Annotated in this window: 14 protein-coding genes; 2 read left to right on the forward strand and 12 right to left on the reverse strand. The window is 63.3% G+C overall.

Going from position 1 to position 17387, the window contains the following annotated elements; all coding sequences use genetic code 11:
* The first annotated feature begins 94 nt into the window (after positions 1-94).
* Both OU419_RS20580 and OU419_RS20585 read left to right on the forward strand, forming a co-directional pair.
* Complete coding sequence (locus OU419_RS20580; RefSeq protein WP_254474645.1) at positions 95-1489, forward strand: class II fumarate hydratase; 1395 nt, start codon at positions 95-97, stop codon at positions 1487-1489.
* Entirely contained in the window at positions 1482-2105 is a 624-nt protein-coding gene (locus tag OU419_RS20585) for an NAD(P)H-dependent oxidoreductase (protein ID WP_254474642.1), read from the forward strand. The genes OU419_RS20580 and OU419_RS20585 overlap by 8 nt, the downstream gene beginning before the upstream one ends.
* Before the next feature lie 97 nt (positions 2106-2202).
* Here the strand turns inward: OU419_RS20585 and OU419_RS20590 are convergent, their stop codons facing one another.
* The 12 genes from OU419_RS20590 to OU419_RS20645 form a co-directional block, all read right to left on the reverse strand.
* On the reverse strand, positions 2203-5625 hold the full coding sequence (locus tag OU419_RS20590; RefSeq protein WP_254474640.1) for a DEAD/DEAH box helicase family protein: 3423 nt from the start codon (positions 5623-5625) through the stop codon (positions 2203-2205).
* Positions 5622-7736, reverse strand: a complete 2115-nt coding sequence (locus OU419_RS20595) for a DUF262 and DUF1524 domain-containing protein (RefSeq protein WP_254474638.1) — start codon at positions 7734-7736, stop codon at positions 5622-5624. Before OU419_RS20595 ends, OU419_RS20590 begins: the two co-directional genes overlap by 4 nt.
* 1 nt (position 7737) lies before the next feature.
* Positions 7738-8562 carry a type 1 glutamine amidotransferase family protein gene (locus tag OU419_RS20600; RefSeq protein WP_254474636.1) on the reverse strand — a complete coding sequence of 275 codons (825 nt, stop codon included), beginning with the start codon at positions 8560-8562 and terminating at the stop codon, positions 7738-7740.
* Between the two features lie 3 nt (positions 8563-8565).
* A complete protein-coding gene (locus OU419_RS20605; protein ID WP_254474634.1) occupies positions 8566-9672 on the reverse strand; it encodes a restriction endonuclease subunit S in 1107 nt (368 codons plus the stop codon).
* Complete coding sequence (locus OU419_RS20610; protein ID WP_254474632.1) at positions 9669-11207, reverse strand: type I restriction-modification system subunit M; 1539 nt, start codon at positions 11205-11207, stop codon at positions 9669-9671. The genes OU419_RS20605 and OU419_RS20610 overlap by 4 nt, the downstream gene beginning before the upstream one ends.
* A gap of 181 nt (positions 11208-11388) precedes the next feature.
* Entirely contained in the window at positions 11389-12348 is a 960-nt protein-coding gene (locus tag OU419_RS20615) for a DMT family transporter (protein WP_254474630.1), read from the reverse strand.
* Between the two features lie 102 nt (positions 12349-12450).
* Positions 12451-12870, reverse strand: coding sequence for an MAPEG family protein (locus OU419_RS20620; protein ID WP_254474628.1), 420 nt, complete (start codon positions 12868-12870; stop codon positions 12451-12453).
* 218 nt (positions 12871-13088) lie between these two features.
* Positions 13089-13304: a TOBE domain-containing protein gene (locus OU419_RS20625; RefSeq protein WP_152224774.1), complete on the reverse strand. Its 216-nt coding sequence runs from the start codon at positions 13302-13304 to the stop codon at positions 13089-13091.
* Between the two features lie 45 nt (positions 13305-13349).
* Positions 13350-14162 (reverse strand): aliphatic sulfonates ABC transporter ATP-binding protein, encoded by an 813-nt coding sequence (ssuB, locus tag OU419_RS20630; protein WP_254474626.1) that lies wholly within the window; start codon positions 14160-14162, stop codon positions 13350-13352.
* Entirely contained in the window at positions 14159-14953 is a 795-nt protein-coding gene (gene ssuC / locus OU419_RS20635; protein WP_254474623.1) for an aliphatic sulfonate ABC transporter permease SsuC, read from the reverse strand. The genes ssuB and ssuC overlap by 4 nt, the downstream gene beginning before the upstream one ends.
* A gap of 188 nt (positions 14954-15141) precedes the next feature.
* Positions 15142-16290, reverse strand: coding sequence for an FMNH2-dependent alkanesulfonate monooxygenase (gene ssuD / locus OU419_RS20640; RefSeq protein ID WP_254474621.1), 1149 nt, complete (start codon positions 16288-16290; stop codon positions 15142-15144).
* Between the two features lie 107 nt (positions 16291-16397).
* Positions 16398-17363 carry a sulfonate ABC transporter substrate-binding protein gene (locus OU419_RS20645; RefSeq protein WP_254474618.1) on the reverse strand — a complete coding sequence of 322 codons (966 nt, stop codon included), beginning with the start codon at positions 17361-17363 and terminating at the stop codon, positions 16398-16400.
* Positions 17364-17387 lie beyond the last annotated feature (24 nt).

Raw genomic sequence — 17387 nt, forward strand, 5'->3', positions numbered from 1 at the left:
TCCTCAGCCTCTCTATCGCGGCGATTGATCCACTGCGGAACCCGGAACGCCGACAACGGCCTAAACTGCCCGAGTCAATCCAGGAGAACGCATCATGAGCCGCACAGAAACCGACAGCCTCGGCCCTATCGAAGTCCCTGACGATGCCTACTGGGGCGCCCAGACCCAACGCTCGCTGGTGAACTTCGCCATCGGCGGACAACGCATGCCGCTCGCCGTGGTGCATGCCCTGGCACTGATCAAGAAGGCCGCCGCCCGGGTGAACGCGCAATTGGGTGAACTGCCGGAGAGCATCACCAGCCTGATCGAACAGTCCGCCGACGAAGTCCTCGCCGGCATGCACGATGACCAGTTCCCGCTGGTGGTCTGGCAGACCGGCAGCGGTACCCAGAGCAACATGAACGTCAACGAAGTGATCGCCGGCCGCGCCAACGAAATCGCCGGCAACCCGCGCGGCGGCAAGACACCGGTGCACCCCAACGACCACGTCAACCGTGCCCAGAGCTCCAACGACAGTTTCCCCACCGCCATGCACATCGCCGCCGCCCGCGCGGTGCATGACGATCTGCTGCCGGCCATCGCAGAACTCAGCGGAGGCCTCGCCCAGCAGGCTGCCCGCCATTCGCAACTGGTGAAGACCGGCCGCACCCACCTGATGGACGCAACGCCAATCACCTTCGGCCAGGAGCTTTCGGCCTTCGTCGCCCAACTGGACTACGCCGAACGCGCGATTCGCGCCGCCCTGCCGGCCGTCTACGAGCTGGCCCAGGGCGGTACCGCCGTGGGAACCGGATTGAATGCCCCGAAAGAGTTCGCCGACGCCATCGCCGCCGAACTGGCCGACCTCTCCGGGCTGCCCTTCGTCTCGGCGCCGAACAAGTTCGCCGCCCTCTCCGGCCACGAACCGCTGGTCACCCTCGCCGGCGCACTGAAAACCCTCGCCACTGCCCTGATGAAGATCGCCAACGACCTGCGCCTGCTCGGCTCCGGCCCGCGCGCAGGGTTCGCCGAAGTGAAGCTGCCGGCCAACGAACCGGGCTCCTCGATCATGCCCGGCAAGGTCAACCCGACCCAGTGCGAGGCCCTGTCGATGCTCGCCTGCCAGGTGTTCGGCAACGACGCCGCAATCACCTTCGCCGCGAGCCAGGGCCACCTGCAGCTCAACGTGTTCAAACCGGTGATCATCCACAACCTGCTCGAATCGGTGCGCCTGCTCGCCGACGGCTGCCGAAACTTCAACACCCACTGTGTGGCAGGCATGGAGCCGGACGCCGCCAAGATGCGCGAACACCTCGACCGTGGCCTGATGCTGGTGACCGCCCTCAACCCGCACATCGGCTACGACAAGTCCGCCGAAATTGCCAAGAAAGCCTACGCCGAAGGCAAGACCCTGCGCGAAGCGGCGCTGGAGCTGGGCTACCTGACCGACGCCGAGTTCGACCAGTGGGTGCGCCCGGAAAGCATGCTGGAGGCGGGCCAGAATGGTTGAAGCAGCCAAGTCCGGCGCCACGCCCATCGAAGGCGACGGCAAGCGCATCCTGCTGCTGCTTGGCTCGCCCAAGCCCGGCGGTTTCTGCCACGCACTGGCCGAAGCCTACGCCCAGGGCGCCCGCTCCAGGGGCCATGTGGTGCATAGCATCAAGCTCGGCGAAATGAACTTCGATCCGGTGCTGCGCGGCGGCTACGAGCAGAGCCAGAACCTGGAGCCGGACGTGCTGGAAGCGCAGCGGCAGATCCACTGGGCGCAGCACCTGGTGTTCATCTACCCGATCTGGTGGGGCGGGCTGCCGGCACTGCTGCAAGGGTTCTTCGACCGTGTGCTGCAGCCAGGCTTCGCCTTCCGCTACCGTGCAGCCGAGTCCCGCGAGTTCGAGCCGCTGCTGGGCGGACGCAGCGCCGACCTGCTGGTCAGCCACGACCAGACCCACTGGCACTACCGCCTGCGCCAGGGCGCGCCGGCACATCGGCAGATGAGCCGCTGCATCCTCGCGCCGTGCGGCATCGGCCTGCGCCACCTGGAAGAATTCAGCCCGGTGCGCGGCTCCAGCGAGGAACAGCGCCAGGGCTGGTTGCGCCGGGCGGAGCAACTGGGCACGCTGGTCTGATGGAACGGCGGATAACGCCTGAGGCGTTATTCGCCCTACACCGTCGATTAAATCCGTGTAGGGCGCATAACCCGGAACGGGTTATCCGCCGCTGCCATCAAGCCGCCTCGGCAGACGCCTTGACCTTGGCCAATGCTGCGAACAGCTCATCGACCTGCGCTGTATTGAACAAGCCCTCCGGCCCGGCTGGCGTCAGATCGGTGAACGGCGACTCATAAAGCAACCGCGCCTCCATCACCCCATGCTCGGTCAGGTGCTGGATCACCAGGTTGACGAATTCCAGTTGGTTCCCACTCATCGCCCTGCCACCGATGAAGCTGGACAGTGCCTCGCTAGCCGCTTCGCGGTCCAGACCAACCAGCGAACGGATGAACAGCCCCAGGCCGTGGGCCTGCTCCTTGGCGCGATGAATGTCGCCAGCTCCGCCTCCGCTCTCCACCAGCATCTGTTCCAGTGCCTCAAGGTCCGTCGGCGTCAAAGGTTGATTACGACGCAGCTTGCGCAGGGACAAATGATCCTCGTGGGCGCGCAGGAAGGCACGGGCCTTCTCGCGGAAGCGCTCGAAGCTGGCGGGGTTGACCATCGATGGCATGACCACCTCGCTGATATCACCCAGCTCATCCTCGAAATTGCTGTACACCACCGCCCCCTTGCGCTTCTCCAGCAGCTTGATCAGCGCTCGCAGCTTTCGCCTGGCCTGCTCCAGCATGGAAACGGTGACATCCCGCCACCACTCCTCACCCGCCACGGCCTCAATCAGTAGCACGTGCTCGGCGATGGCCGGAATGCTGGTCTGCTCAAGCAACGCCCCGGCGATTTCACGAACCTTCTCGCTCAAGCGGGCAAACCCCGGCTCGGCGTTCAGCACGCACAACTGCAAACGCAGCAACAGTAGGTCGAAGCGTTTGGCCTCTTCATCCTCGTCAGGCAACGTACTGGGCAGCCCGGAGACATGTTCCCCCAGGTCGCGCAGGCTGCCGTCATCCAGGGTTTTCCAGGCATCCATCTGGGCGAAGCGCTCCACCCAGCGGCGTTTGGGCCGCACCAGGAAATTGTCCAACGACATGCCCGCCACCCGCTCCTGCAACATCACCGCAGTTTCCTCACGCAATAGCTCGTCGCTGTACAGCGCCCCATAAGCGCCGCAGGTTTCGCGCGCTTCACTACTGGCGCGGCGGCAATCCAGTGCGGACAGCAACTCCAGGCGAGTCTTGAACAGTCGCTGTCCCAACGGCTCAGTCAGCGAGCCATCAGTAGGCTCGGGATTCTGGTTGAAATACTCCAGGTTCTGGCAGAAGTCGAAGATGTAGAAATCCTGCTTGTCGTTCTCCGGCTCCGGCCCAGGCCCGTACAGGTTCTTGCAGAGCCGGGTACCACGCCCGACCATCTGCCAGAACTTGGCCTTGGAGCGCACCAGCTTGAAGAACACCAGGTTGACCACTTCCGGCACGTCGATGCCGGTGTCGAGCATATCCACGGAAATAGCGATATGTGGCGCCTTGTCCTTGATGGAAAAGTCGTCGATCAGCGTCTGTGCGTACTCAAGCTTGTAGGTGATAGTGCGAGCGAAGGCACCGGCCTTGTCCGGGTAGTTAGCGTCGAAGCGCCGGGCGATGAAATCCGCGTGATCATTGTTCTTGGCGAAAATGATGGTCTTGCCCAGGCGGTCGCCGCCGGCCACCTTGTGGCCGCGCTCCATCAGTACCTGCAGCATCTTGTCCACGGTATCTTCGTTGAACAGCCAGCGGTTGACCGCCTCGGCGTTCACCTCTTCCGGCGGCTCTTCCTCATCGCCCCAGTCCAGTTCGTCCCACTGGTCTTTCTCGTCCTCGCTCAAGTCGTCGTAACGAATGCCACCACGCTGAAACTTCAGTGGCACCGACACCCCGCGCGGTTTCACCAGATAACGTTCGGCAATGGCGTCATCCAGGGTATAGGCGTCGGTGGGCACACCGCTTTCCAGGTTGAACAGGCTATAGGTATTGCGGTCGATCTCGTCCTTCGGCGTGGCCGTCAGCCCCACCAGCAGCGCATCGAAGTAAGAAAAGATCGCCCGGTACTTCTGGTATACCGAGCGGTGCGCCTCGTCGATGACAATCAGGTCGAAGTGTCCGATACCAAAGCGCTTGGGCCCCTCCTGTTTCTCATTGATCAACCCCATCATGGTCGGGTACGTGCTGACGTAGACCCGCCCTTCGGTGTTCTTCTCGGTCACCAGATTGACCGGCGCCACGTCCGGCAGGAATTTCTTGAACGCCCCGGCCGCCTGGTTCACCAACGCCACGCGATCGGCGAGGAAGAGAATGCGCTTGGCCCAATTGCAGCGCATCAGCAGGTCCGTGAGCGCAATCACCGTGCGCGTCTTGCCGGCACCGGTGGCCATTACCACCAGGGCCTTGCGCTGACGGTCGTGTTCGAAGGTCTCGCCGATTCGGCGAATGGCGCGCTGCTGGTAATGGCGCTCGACGATGGCCGGATCGATGGTCGCCTCACCCAGCGGCTTGCGGCTACTGCGTCGCTGTACCAGCAATGCCAGTTCATCCTTCTTGTGGAAGCCCTGCACCAGGCGCGGCGGATACATCGCGTCATCCCACAGCCAATGCTCATATCCATTGCTGTAGTAGATCAGCGGGCGCTGCCCATAGCGCTGTTCCAGGCAATCGGCATACAGCTTGGCCTGCTGCTGCCCCTCCTGAGCATCACGGCTGGTGCGCTTGGCTTCGACCAGCGCCAACGGCTTGCCATCATCGCCCCAGAGCACGTAATCGACGAAACCGACACCCTGCTGATTAGGCATGCCACTGACTTCGAATTCACGGTCCTGGACGCTATCCAGTGTCCAGCCGGCCTCATGCAGCAACTGGTCGATGAACAGATCGCGAGTCTGAGCCTCGTTGTAGTCGTGACTATCGGGAATGGCCTTATTGGCAGCCTTGGCAGCCTCGACCTCGGCACGCAGCCGGGCGCGCTCCTCATCCAGCGCGGCGTTCCTCTGCTGGGCCTTGGCCAGCGCCTCGTCGCGCTGCGCCAGCTCATCCTCCAGCTGTCGCAACTGCGCTTGGGTTTGTAGCGCTGCCTGCGCGGCAGGCACCGGCAACAAAATAGCCTCGAAACGCAGACTACCGCCGGGCCTTCCCGCTGCCGTGCGCGCGTAGGTACGCGCCAACCAGTAGGCAACATGGAACAGTTCGCTGACCACTGCCTGGGCATCGCGCTCGCGCACTTCCCGCTGGCTGTGCACCGCATCGTTGCCGCGCTTGCGGATGATCTCCATCTTCGCGTGGAGCATCGGCCCCACCAGCGCCTTGAAGCTCGGCTCGAAAAGGAAGGCCGACAGATCGCTCTTGTACGGCAGCTTCAGGCTGCGGTCGGCCTGGAACAACCAGGCTACCAGCAGCTCCAGCGTGCGCCGGGAGTAGAAGCAGGCCGAGCGCGGGTCGGCCAGTACATTGGCCTCCGCCTTGGTCGCCTCGGCGTGCAGGTTGGGCCATTCGGCCTTGAGGAAGGCGAAGTTACTCATGCATCGGCTCCATTGCCCAATTGACGCTCCAAAGACTGACGGACCAGCCCGATGATGTAGGGCACATCGTCCATATCCTCAAGAAATACCGACACATCGCCATTGCCCCAACGCCCCAACCCAGTCACATCCTGGCAAATACCCCACGGGTCATTGATGTCGGCAAACGGCATATTCAACGACAGACGCAGGCGATTAGCTTGCGGCACCACATCGACGAAATTGGTCTCCGCCTTGTAAGCCACATACAACTTGAGGAATTCTTCGTTGATGCATGGATCAAGCTGCAGGACAGACTGACGGAAATAATGGAACAGGTCTGAAACCCGCCCTTGCAGCAACTGCGGATGGTCCTCGATGCCGTACACCGCAGCAGTACTCTTCGGCTGGTAGCTTTGCAGGAGTTCAGCCCCCAGTATCGGCGCCCCCCACACCTGAACAGCCGTATCAGCCAAACGCTCCGCCCGCGCCTTGATCGCGGCCTCATCCCAGTGTTCCACCACCCCCAGCCCCGCATTCAAGCGCAGCGGGCTCTCGCGGAAGCCTCCAACCATATCGCGCTTTTCGGCAAAGGCCCGGTCGCTGTACTCGGAGTTGTAGCCCGTCAGCGTGAGGTTGCCGAGGGTATGCAGCCAGGTGCCTTGCACGCGTTCCCAGTCTGCGCCCAGCTCAGCCTTCCAGGCAGCGGAAAGCGCCGGGTTCTGCGGCAGGATGTGCTCGATGCTGTACTCATCCACCGACACCCGCTCCTTGCGCCCGAAGTTCTCCAGGCGGCGCAGCCAATAACTGCGGCTGCGGAAGTGATACAGATCGCGCGTCTGCAACTCACGCCAGAACTCATCGTCAGACGGGAAGCGGCGATAGGACGGCAACATCAGGAACTGGGCCTGAATGCTTTCCAGATAGCGCGCCTTGTTCAACGCACGGCTGAAGGTCGCGAAGGTCTTGTTCAGCGAGTTGGTAGGGATAGCGCAGACCGCGCGGCGGAACACATAGCCCTCCACCAGGCGCACCGCGGCCAACAGGTCCGCCTTGCTCAGGTCGCCGCCCACGTAGTCGTGGTACAGCTCCAGCAGGAAGGGATAGGCCACATCCACCTTCAGCTCGCGCAGATCGTGGAAAGCCAGGCGCAGCTCGGCATCGCTCTCCGCGCCCAGCGCCATCGCGCCGAAATAGCGGGCGTAGTCGCGAATTTCCCGCACCAGCGCCTCTACCCCCGCCTGCTCCACCTCCAATCGCCGCGCGTGGTTGCGGAACTCGTCGTAGACCTCGTCCTGGCGCGGGATTTCACCGGTCTTGACGATCAGGTAATGGCGCATGAAGGCATCGAAATACTGCACATAAGCTTCCTGGCCGAAGCCCACTTCCATTGGCCGCCAGTACTCCTCGTAAAGCCGCGTCTGCAACGCCGGCTCCAGCCCCATGAGGATGAAGTTGCGGATCAGGTCGGCCTGGCTCAGCTTGCGGCCGGTGGAGTTCATGCTTTCGAAGATGCGCTGCGGGTTGTCCTGCGCGCGGTTCAGCGCGATATCCACCACCACCAGCTTGGCCAGCCCCTTGCACAAGGCCAGCAACTCCTCGGCATTACAGGCGGCGATACGCGACTGGAACAGCGCGAAGTTCTCGCAAACCCGCAGCGACCGCGCCTCGGGCAGATCGCGCCCGGCCACCAGGGCCAGCAGCGACTGCTTGTCGGTTTGCGACAACAGCAGCTTGAAGTGCCGCTCGCCCTCCTCCTCGGCATTGAGCAGATACCAGTTACGCAGCTTGCGCGGGGCGAAACCGTCCAGCGGCTCACGCTCGCCTTCCGGCAGGGCCTCCAGCGTGCGGGCCAGCGCGGTGAGCAGCAAAGTCACCGTGGTCAAGCGCTGCTGGCCGTCGATCACCAGCAGCGGCTCGATGCTGGTCAGGTTGGACAGGCCCTTCTCCACATACACGATGGAACCCACGAAATGCGAAGCCAGTTGCTCATCGCTGCCCACCCGCAACACATCGGCCCAGAGCTGCAGGCATTCCTTTTCCGTCCAGGAATAGCTGCGCTGGTAGATGGGGATGACGAACTGCGGAGACTTCTTCAGGAAATCGAGGAACTTGGCTTCCGATGCTTTCATGTCAACGTCCTTGGAAAAGGGCTTCCGCATCGATGCGGCCGCTCAAGTACGGGGTGAAACCGACGAACAGAATACAAAGTGCCAGCATGTCGCGCATCCCCAACTCCCCTTCTACGCTGGCGGGTTTGCCGCCGTGGCGGATGCCCGGGTAGTCGCAGGTGAAGCCATACAGCAGCTTGAGCGCCTCGCGCACCTTGCGGTGCGGCCAGAGCGGCATCTGATCGCAGATGCTCGACAGGGCGTACTCCTTGACGTACGGGTTGCTGCGTCCGAGCGCCTCCAGCAGGTTCATCTGCTTGTGCAGACAGGTCTTGATGCGGCCCTGGCTGGGCGCGTCGTGCAGGTCGCGGAAGGCATCGTCGAAGTCGCGCAGCAGGGTCGGCAGGCTGGGGTGGCTGGCGCTGTGCTCGCGCAGTTGCGCCAGCAGGCCGGCGAACAGGCCCGGCAGCGTGGGGTACAGCTTGCACGGGCGGCGCAGTTCGTACTGCAGGTTATAGGTATCGATCAACGCGGCCAGGCGGTTGAAGTAGGCATTGGCCAGGGCCTCGCCGCCCAGTTCATCCAGCGCGCCGTGCAGGCGCTGGAGAAAGTCTGTCAGCGCCGCTTCACCGGTCAGCGCCTCGGGTTTGAGCGCGCGGAAGGCGCGGCGGCTGGCCGCCGGGTCGCCGAGGAGGTCGGCCAGTGGCGTCGGGCCGGGGCTTACCCGCAGGGCCGGAACGATGGCGCGGAACAGCTCGCAGTAGAAATCTCCCGGCGCCCGCCGCGCCAGCGGCCCCCACAGCTCGCGGCCCAGGCGGGGCCAGACAGCGAGCAGGGAGCCGCGCATGGGTCAGAGCTCGCCGCGGAAGGCGCGGTGTTGGAGGGAGTGGAATAGGTTATCCAATTCCTTCAATTGCTTTAACAGCACCTGTCTAGACTGCCGAATTGTCTCTATCCGATTTAAAAATTTTTTCTGCAGCGCTACATCAGGCAAGGGAACTTTCAACTCTCTAATCATTGACAGGTTCAAGTTCTGTTGACGAACGCCTCGCTGCATCCTGCGATAGTCTTCCCGCCCTATCAAAATCGAGAAGTAAACAAACACTGCATCAACCAAATTCTCATCCAAACTTGAGAACGCTATGGCTTGATTACAGGAGCAATCAATCGCGGAAATACTTACCTTAAGCGCAGCAGTGTCGTACATCCCGATCAAAATGGATCCAGCCAAGACCGGCTTGGCTGACGTTTTCTGCAATGCCTCTTTTGATATCTTCTCCTGGCTTTCAGAGATATACATCCCCTCTAGCTCTCCAGAAGAAAACCAAGGTACGTCGCCTTCAAAATGCTGCTGTTCACTTCTGGGAGGCGTGCCGCCAGTCCTCCATGCGCCAAGTTCCCCTAGGGAAACCATTTTGCGATCTTTCGGACCACGCGTCGGATGTCCAAACATCTCAATAAAAATCGCCTGAGCCAGCGCATCCAGCTGTTCAAGCGCAGCACGGCGTTTGGCGCGCAGGGATTCGGCTTGATCTAGAATAGTTGCAATGCGTTTTTGCTCCTTCTCTTCCAAAGGAGCAACCACATCAAACTCCTTTAAGAATTTAAAATGGCGTGAGTAACCTGCACTCTCGATTTTAATAGAGCGAAGAAAATGATATAAATACCTTGCATCTCCCTTTTTGGGAGATAGAACTTTGACGCCATCCGCCCCAATGCAAAATGGAAAATCAATGTATTTTAGATTCCGGGTATGATCACCGAAAACCACAACAGGAAGCTCGCCTTTCCAAAGCATCCTTTCATCATTTACATAACCCGCAATCAAATCCTTACCTTGGTCAATTACAGGGTATGCTCCTGACTTTAGATACTCAGTCTGCGGAACTTTTTCGTTACCACTCGAAACGTCATTCACTACGTCAAGAAATGGTAATTTCTCCCAAGTAGCGTTCACTTGAGCATCCCCCGCAGCACCGTCATCCCCTGCTGAATTTCCTCTTCCAGTTTCTCCAGCTCATCGAGAATCTCAGCCGGGCTGCGATGCTCTACCACCTCGTGCTCCACTTCCCTATAGCGGTTGAGCGTCAGGTCATAACCATTGGCGACTATTTCCTCACGAGGCACGCAGAAGCTTTGCGCGGTGCGCGGGCGGTTGCGTTCGCTGGTGGCGCGTTCGTGCCAGCGAGCGAGCACGTCGGGCAGGTTGTTCTTCGCGTGGTCCGCCTCATCCAATGCCTGCTCGGGGCGCACGCCGAACTTGGCTTCATCGAGCAGCAGGTTGCGCTTGTCGTCCAGGCTCATGCCGTCGGCTTCGACGTTGTAGAACCAGACGTGGTCGGTGCCGCCGGAGTTGGTCTTGGTGAACAGCAGGATGGAGGTGGCGACGCCGGCGTAGGGCTTGAATACGCCGCTGGGCAGTTTCACCACGGCGTCGAGCTTGTGCTCGTCCACCAGCAGGCGGCGAATATCCCGGTGCGCCTTGCCGGAGCCGAAACAGACGCCGTCGGGCACGATTACCGCGGCGCGGCCGCCGGGCTTGAGCAGGCGCAGGAACAGGGCGAGGAACAGCAGTTCGGTCTTCTTGGTTTTGACGATGCGTTGCAGGTCCTGAGCGGTGCTTTCGTAGTCCAGGCTGCCGGCGAACGGCGGGTTGGCGAGGATCAGGCTGTAGTGCTCGGCTTCGCCGGCGGTGTCTTCCGCCAGGGAGTCGCGGTAGCGGATGTCGGGGTTTTCCACGCCGTGCAGCAGCATGTTCATGCTGCCGATGCGCAGCATGACGTTGTCGAAGTCGAAGCCGTGGAACAGGCCGTGGTGGAAGTGCTGCTTCTGTGCGGCATCGTGCAGCAGCGCGGGATATTCGCGGCGCAGGTATTCGCCAGCACCCACCAGGAAGCCGCAGGTGCCGGCGGCGGGATCGCAGATCACGTCGTTGGGCTTGGGCGCGGTGAGCTCGACCATCAGTTGGATGATGTGCCGCGGGGTGCGGAACTGGCCGTTCTGCCCGGCGGCGGCGATCTTGCCGAGCATGTATTCGTAGATATCGCCCTTGGTGTCACGGTCTTCCATGGGGATGCGGTCGAGCAGGTCGACCACGGTGGCCAGCAGGCGCGGCGTGGGGATGGTGAAGCGCGCATCGCGCATGTGGTGGCTGTAGGTGGAGCCGTCGTCGCCGAGGGTCTTGAGGAAGGGGAAGACGTGCTGGCTGACTACTTCGTACATTTCCGCCGGGGGCAGGTTCTTGAACACGCTCCAGCGGTAGTCGTTGTAGTTGCAGCCGCGCGGGTCGAGGCCGTCGGGGAAGATGCAGCGCTCCATCTCGCGGCCCAGGCGGGCGGCCTTGTTCAGTTCGAGGGTGTGCAGTTCGTCGAGGCGGCGCAGGAACAGCAGGTAGGTGAGCTGTTCCATCACTTCCATGGGGTTGGCGATACCGCCGGTCCAGAAGGCGTTCCAGACGGCGTCGACTTGGCTCTTGAGTTCCCCGGTAATCATTGCGTGTGCCTTGGCCTGAAAATGACAAAGGCGCGATTGTACTCATTGGCGTGTGGCCGTTCATCCTGCGACATTTTCGCTGGATGGATTCGCTCACCACTCTGGCAAACGAGGCATTACGCCACAGCGCCCAGAGGAGGCGTGCCGGAGCAATGGCCCGACGCGCGCTCCTTGGGAGCCTTCAGACATCCACCACCCGCTGGCGGCGCGCGCGGTAAGTGCGCAGCAGCGACGGCGCCAGCGCCGTGAGCGCCGAGCCGCTGACTACCAGCAATGCACCGATGTAGGCCAGGCCGTTGAGGTTTTCCGGGTGCACGTAGTCGGGCCACAGCGAGGCGGCGAGTGCGACCGAGGCAAAGGTCACCAGCGGCGTGATGGCCAGGGTGGCGCTGACGCGGGACGCCTCCCAGTGGACCAGCGCCTCGGCGAAGGCGCCGTAGGCGACCAGGGTGTTCAGGCAGCAGGCCAGCAGCAGCCAGCCTTGCAGCGGGCTGAGCTGCAGCGCTTCCAGCGGGTGCGCCCAGGGCGTGAGCAGGGCGGCGCAACCGAGGTAGATCACCATCATCACCTGCACCGAGGTCCACTGCGTCAGCAGTTGCTTCTGCGCCAGGCCGTAGAAGGTCCAGACGAAGGCGGCGAAGACCACGATCAGCACGCCAGTGGTGTAGTTGCCCAGCGAGCCGAACAGCTCGGCCAGACGCTGGTTGAAGAACAACCCGAAGCCTGCGATCAGCACCGCCAGGCCGAGGCCCTGGCCAATGCTGAAGCTTTCCTTGAAGAGGAACAGACTGCCCAGCAGCAGGAGGATCGGGGCGATCTGGATCACCAGTTGGGTGGTGCCCGGGGTGAGCATGCGCAGGCCGATCAGGTAGAACACGTAGTTGCCGGTCAGGCCCAGGATCGCCACCAGCACAAGCCCCCCTCCGCGCCGGCCCAACGGCGAGAAGCGCGGCAACTGGCGGGTGAAAGCCAGGTAGATCAACAGCAGGCCACCGGAGACCACCAGGCGAAACCAGGTCACGGTGACCGGGTCCATCGTCTTGAGGACTTCCTTTAGCTTGATCGGCAGGATGCCCCAGAGTACGGCGGTGACCAGGGCGAGGAACAGGCCGAATTGCCAGCGGCCGGATGTAACGTGCATGGGAGCCTCGACGCGTGTGCGGTTCGCCATGCTATGTCATGGCGCCAACACACCATAGGAACAGTTGCGGCGTGCAACTGTTCCGGTCGGTTCTCCAAGCCTCTAGATCAGGCCGGACAGGCGCAGCAGCCACCAGATCAGGATCAGCAACTGGACGAAGAAGGCAGCGAAGCGCAGCCAGACGAAGAGTGCCGAGGTGCTGATCAGGTGCACCACCGACTGTACGATGCGCGCTGCCAGCAGGGTCGGCGCCAGCGGGTCGGTCACCACGCTCTGGCCGCTGACCATCGCGTAGAGCAGCGCAGCGGCGAACAGCGGGACGTTTTCCACACAGTTGGCGTGCGCCCGCACCAGGCGCTGGCCGAACGCGCCCGGCGTGTTGCTGCCGTCGGCGGCGAAGATGTTGACCTTCATGCGGCCGGTCATCACCAGCAGGCCGCGCTGGTTGACCAGCAGCAGCACCAGCAGCACGGTCCAGGCGATCAGGCCGAGCAGAGCGAAGGCAGAGGGGCTGAGGGACATGCGGGACTCCTTGTTCTTGTTGGTTTGAGCGGAGTCTAGGGGAAGTAGAGCAATTACTCTAGCCAGGTATCCCCGGCACAAAGGTTGGCTCTTCGCAGGATGGGTGGAGCTTGCGATACCCATGCTGCGAAAGCGCCAGGCGCGGCTCGACAGTCACCTGCCACAAAAGAAAACGGGCAGCCCGTCGCCGGACTGCCCGTTCTTTTCCAGCGCCGCACTCAGAGCTTGGCGATGGACACCTCGGTGGACTTCACGAAGGCGATCACTTCGCTGCCGATGGCCAGTTCCAGCTCACGCACGGAACGGGTGGTGATCACCGAGGTGACGATGCCGGCGGCGGTCTGCACGTCGATTTCCGACAGTACATCGCCTTCGACGATTTCCTTGATGGTGCCTTTGAACTGGTTGCGGACGTTGATGGCTTTGATGGTCATGGCGATGCTCCTTGGGGGAATGTCGTGATACGGATGAACGTTGGATCAAAGTGCCCAGCGCAGTTGCGTGGGCAGTGGGGAAACAGGTTCCGGCTCGGGCGGCTGGGCTGGTAGCGACAGCACGCGTTCGAGCACCTCGGCCTCCAGCGCGGCCAGGCGCGCCGAGCCACGAACGCGCGGCCGGGGCAGGTCGACGGACAGGTCCAGGCCGATTTCGCCGTTCTCGATGAGGATCACCCGGTCGGCGACGGCGACCGCCTCGCTGACGTCATGGGTCACCAGCAGCACGGTGAAGCCGTGGCGCTGCCAGAGGCGCTCGATCAATTGCTGCATCTCGATGCGGGTCAGTGCATCCAGCGCACCCAGCGGCTCGTCGAGCAGCAGCAGGCGTGGCCGGTGGATCAGTGCGCGAGCCAGCGCCACGCGCTGTTTCTGTCCGCCGGAGAGCCCCGCCGGCCACTCGTTGGCGCGATCGGCCAGGCCGACCGCTTCCAGGGCTTCCAGCGCCTGGCCACGCCAGTCGCCCTTCAGGCCGAGGCCAACGTTGTCGATGACGCGCTTCCACGGCAGCAGGCGCGAATCCTGGAACATCAGGCGAGTGCCTTCGCGGGCGCTCTCCAGCGGGGCGGAACCGGCCAGCAACTGGCCTTCGCTGGCCGTGTCGAGACCGGCCAGCAGGCGCAGCAGCGTGCTCTTGCCGCAACCACTGCGGCCGACGATGGCGACGAACTGGCCAGCGGGAATGCGCAGGTCGATGTCCTTGAGCACCTCGCGGTCGCCAAAGCGCTTGGCTACGCCTTCCACCACCAGTGGAATGCCCTGCTTGAGTTGTTGCGGCAGTTGGTTGATAGCGTTCATGCCACACCTGCCTTGGCCTGGTAGGCCGGGTGCCAGCGCAGCCAGACACGCTCCAGGCCGCGCGCAGCGAGGTCGGCCAGTTTGCCGAGCACCGCATAGAGCAGGATTGCCAGCACTACCACGTCGGTCTGCAGGAACTCCCGGGCGTTCATCGCCAGGTAGCCGATGCCGGAGTTGGCGGAAATGGTTTCGGCGACGATCAGGGTCAGCCACATGAAGCCCAGGGCGAAGCGCACGCCCACTAGGATCGAGGGCAGCGCACCGGGCAGGATCACCTGGCGGAACAGGGCGAAGCCGGACAGCCCGTAGCTGCGCGACATTTCCAGCAGGCCCGGATCGATGTTGCGGATGCCGTGGTAGGTGTTGAGGTAGATCGGGAACAGCGTGCCGAGGGCGACCAGGAAGATCTTCGCCGACTCGTCGATGCCGAACCACAGGATCACCAGCGGGATCAGCGCCAGGTGCGGCACGTTGCGGATCATCTGCACCGAGCTGTCGAGGAAACGCTCGCCCCACGTCGACAGGCCGGTGATCAGGCCCAGGGCCAGGCCGATGCTGCCGCCGATGAGGAAGCCCACGGCGGCGCGCCAGGTACTGATCGCCAGGTGTTGCCAGAGCTCGCCGCTGACCACCAGGTGGTAGCCGGCCTCGGCCACCGCGCTGGGCGCGGGCAGGATGCGGCTGGACAGCCAGCCGAATTCCACCGCGAGCTGCCAGATGACCACCAGGCCCACCGGCAGGGCCCAGGGCGCGAGGCGCTGGGCGATTGTATTCAGAGAGTTCTTTCCCATTTTCGCTTCTACCTGTGCATCGTTTCTGGACTCCCGCATTCGCGGGAGCGACGGGACGGAGATACCGCGCTGCCGTCATCCCCGCGAACGCGGGGCCCCAGTCGTAGGGCGCATGAAGCGGCACGCTTCATCCGCCGTTGCTCATCGGCGGCGGATAACACTGCGCGTTATTCGCCCTACGTTTTTCTTCAGCTCGCCGCAGCCGCCTTGGGCAGGATGTCATTCGCCACCATTTCGCCGAACGGGCTGACATAGCCGCGCGCCTGCGGTTGCTGCGCCTGGGCCAGGTCCAGGTGCGGGAACAGCAGCTCGGCGACCCGGTAGGACTCTTCCAGGTGCGGGTAGCCGGAGAAGATGAAGGTGTCGATCCCCAGGTCCGCGTACTCCTTCACGCGGGCCGCCACGGTCGGGCCGTCGCCTACCAGCGCGGTACCGGCGCCGCCGCGTACCAGGCCAACGCCGGCCCAGAGGTTGGGGCTGACTTCCAGGTTATCCCGGTTGCCGCCATGCAGGGCGGCCATGCGTTGCTGGCCAACGGAGTCGAAGCGCGCCAGCGAGGCCTGGGCGCGGGCGATGGTGTCGTCGTCCAGGTGCGAGATCAGGCGGTCGGCGGCCTTCCAGGCTTCCTCGTTGGTCTCGCGGACGATCACGTGCAGGCGAATCCCGAAGCGCACGCTGCGGCCCTGTTTCGCAGCCTTCTCGCGTACCTGGGCGATCTTCTCGGCAACGGCGGCCGGTGGTTCGCCCCAGGTCAGGTACAGCTCCACCTGCTCGGCGGCGAGGTCCTGGGCGGCATCGGAGGAGCCACCGAAATACAGTGGCGGGCGCGGTTGCTGGATCGGCGGGTAGAGCAGCTTGGCGCCCTTCACCTGCAGGTGCTTGCCATCGTAGTCGACGGTCTCGCCTTCCAGTACGCGGCGCCAGATACGGGTGAATTCGACCGAGGCTTCGTAGCGCTCGGCGTGGCTCAGGTGCAGGCCGTCGCCGGCCAGCTCGTCCGGGTCGCCGCCGGTCACCAGGTTGAACAGCGCGCGCCCGCCGGAAAGCCGGTCGAGGGTTGCCGCCTGGCGTGCGGCCACGGTCGGGGAGATGATCCCCGGACGCAGGGCGACCAGGAACTTCAGGCGCTGGGTCACCGGGATCAGCGAGGCGGCGACCAGCCAGGAGTCCTCGCAGGAGCGGCCGGTGGGGATCAGCACGCCACCGAAACCGAGACGGTCGGCGGCCTGGGCGATCTGCTGCAGATAACCGTGGTCCACGGCGCGGGCGCCTTCGGCGGTGCCCAGGTAATGGCCGTCGCCGTGGGTCGGCAGGAACCAGAAGATGTCGAGACTCATCGCAATAACTCCAGATTGAGCGCGCCGGCGTGGCGTAGCCGCGCGATGAAGGGATTCGTGTACGTCGTGCTGTTTGCGCAGGAGCGGAGCCCGCCCCTGCGAAAGCGTTACTGGCTGGCGGCGACCTTGGCCGGAGCCGTCCACACCACGTCCTTGATGCTCAGCTTCTTGGGAATCAGCTTCAGGTCGGTGAAGGTGTCGGCGATCTTCTGTTGCGCGGCGGTGACTTCCGGGGTGATCGGCTGAGCGCCGTAGCCCTGCCGTTTAACCGCGGTGAGGGTGATGTCCGCCGGCAGGCCGAGAAGCGGCGCCACCTGGTCGGTGACCTGCTGCGGGTTCTGCTGCGACCACTCGCCCACCGAGCGCACTTCGTCGATCAGGCTGGTGATCACCTGCGGATGCTTTTCGGCATACGGGCGGGTGGCGAGGTAGAACTGGTGGTTGTCCACAAGGCCGGTGCCATCCACCAGCGTACGGGCAGAAAGCTGCTTCTCGGCGGCGGCCTGGTAGGGGTCCCAGATCACCCAGGCATCCACGCTGCCGCGCTCGAAGGCGGCGCGGGCGTCGGCCGGCGGCAGGTAGACGGGCTGGATGTCGCTGTACTTCAGACCGGCGTTTTCCAGCGCGCGCACCAGCAGGTAATGCACGTTGGAACCCTTGTTCAGAGCGACCTTCTTGCCCTTGAGCTCGGCGACGGATTTGATCGGCGAGCCCTTGGGCAGCAGGATCGCTTCGCTGGTCGGCGCCGGCGGTTCGTGGGCGACGTAGACCAGATCGGCGCCAGCGGCCTGGGCGAAGACCGGCGGGGTTTCGCCGGTGACGCCGAAGTCGATGCTGCCAACGTTCAGCCCTTCCAGCAGTTGCGGGCCGCCGGGGAATTCGGTCCATTGCACCTTGACGCCCTGCTCGGCCAGACGCTTCTCCAGCGTGCCGCGAGCCTTGAGCAGCACCAGGGTGCCGTACTTCTGGTAGCCGATACGCAGGGTACCGGGCTGTTCATCCGCCTGGGCGTTATAGGACAGGGCCGCAATCAGCAGGGCCGCCAGTCCACTACGCAAAGTGAGGGTCCGCATGGGAGTGCTCCTTCGTCGAGTGTG

Origin of the sequence: Pseudomonas triclosanedens (genome assembly GCF_026686735.1) — a bacterium.
GTDB classification, from domain to species: Bacteria; Pseudomonadota; Gammaproteobacteria; order Pseudomonadales; family Pseudomonadaceae; genus Pseudomonas; species Pseudomonas triclosanedens.

Bases quoted from the DNA above. Each gene is read 5' to 3' on its own strand.
- OU419_RS20585 (WP_254474642.1), top strand. From the start codon at position 1,482: ATGGTTGAAGCAGCCAAGTCCGGCGCCACGCCCATCGAAGGCGACGGC.
- OU419_RS20580 (WP_254474645.1), top strand. From the start codon at position 95: ATGAGCCGCACAGAAACCGACAGCCTCGGCCCTATCGAAGTCCCTGAC.
- OU419_RS20595 (WP_254474638.1), bottom strand. From the start codon at position 7,736: ATGAAAGCATCGGAAGCCAAGTTCCTCGATTTCCTGAAGAAGTCTCCG.
- OU419_RS20590 (WP_254474640.1), bottom strand. From the start codon at position 5,625: ATGAGTAACTTCGCCTTCCTCAAGGCCGAATGGCCCAACCTGCACGCC.
- OU419_RS20620 (WP_254474628.1), bottom strand. From the start codon at position 12,870: ATGTCCCTCAGCCCCTCTGCCTTCGCTCTGCTCGGCCTGATCGCCTGG.
- OU419_RS20615 (WP_254474630.1), bottom strand. From the start codon at position 12,348: ATGCACGTTACATCCGGCCGCTGGCAATTCGGCCTGTTCCTCGCCCTG.
- OU419_RS20610 (WP_254474632.1), bottom strand. From the start codon at position 11,207: ATGATTACCGGGGAACTCAAGAGCCAAGTCGACGCCGTCTGGAACGCC.
- OU419_RS20645 (WP_254474618.1), bottom strand. From the start codon at position 17,363: ATGCGGACCCTCACTTTGCGTAGTGGACTGGCGGCCCTGCTGATTGCG.
- ssuC (WP_254474623.1), bottom strand. From the start codon at position 14,953: ATGGGAAAGAACTCTCTGAATACAATCGCCCAGCGCCTCGCGCCCTGG.
- ssuD (WP_254474621.1), bottom strand. From the start codon at position 16,290: ATGAGTCTCGACATCTTCTGGTTCCTGCCGACCCACGGCGACGGCCAT.
- ssuB (WP_254474626.1), bottom strand. From the start codon at position 14,162: ATGAACGCTATCAACCAACTGCCGCAACAACTCAAGCAGGGCATTCCA.
- OU419_RS20600 (WP_254474636.1), bottom strand. From the start codon at position 8,562: ATGCGCGGCTCCCTGCTCGCTGTCTGGCCCCGCCTGGGCCGCGAGCTG.
- OU419_RS20625 (WP_152224774.1), bottom strand. From the start codon at position 13,304: ATGACCATCAAAGCCATCAACGTCCGCAACCAGTTCAAAGGCACCATC.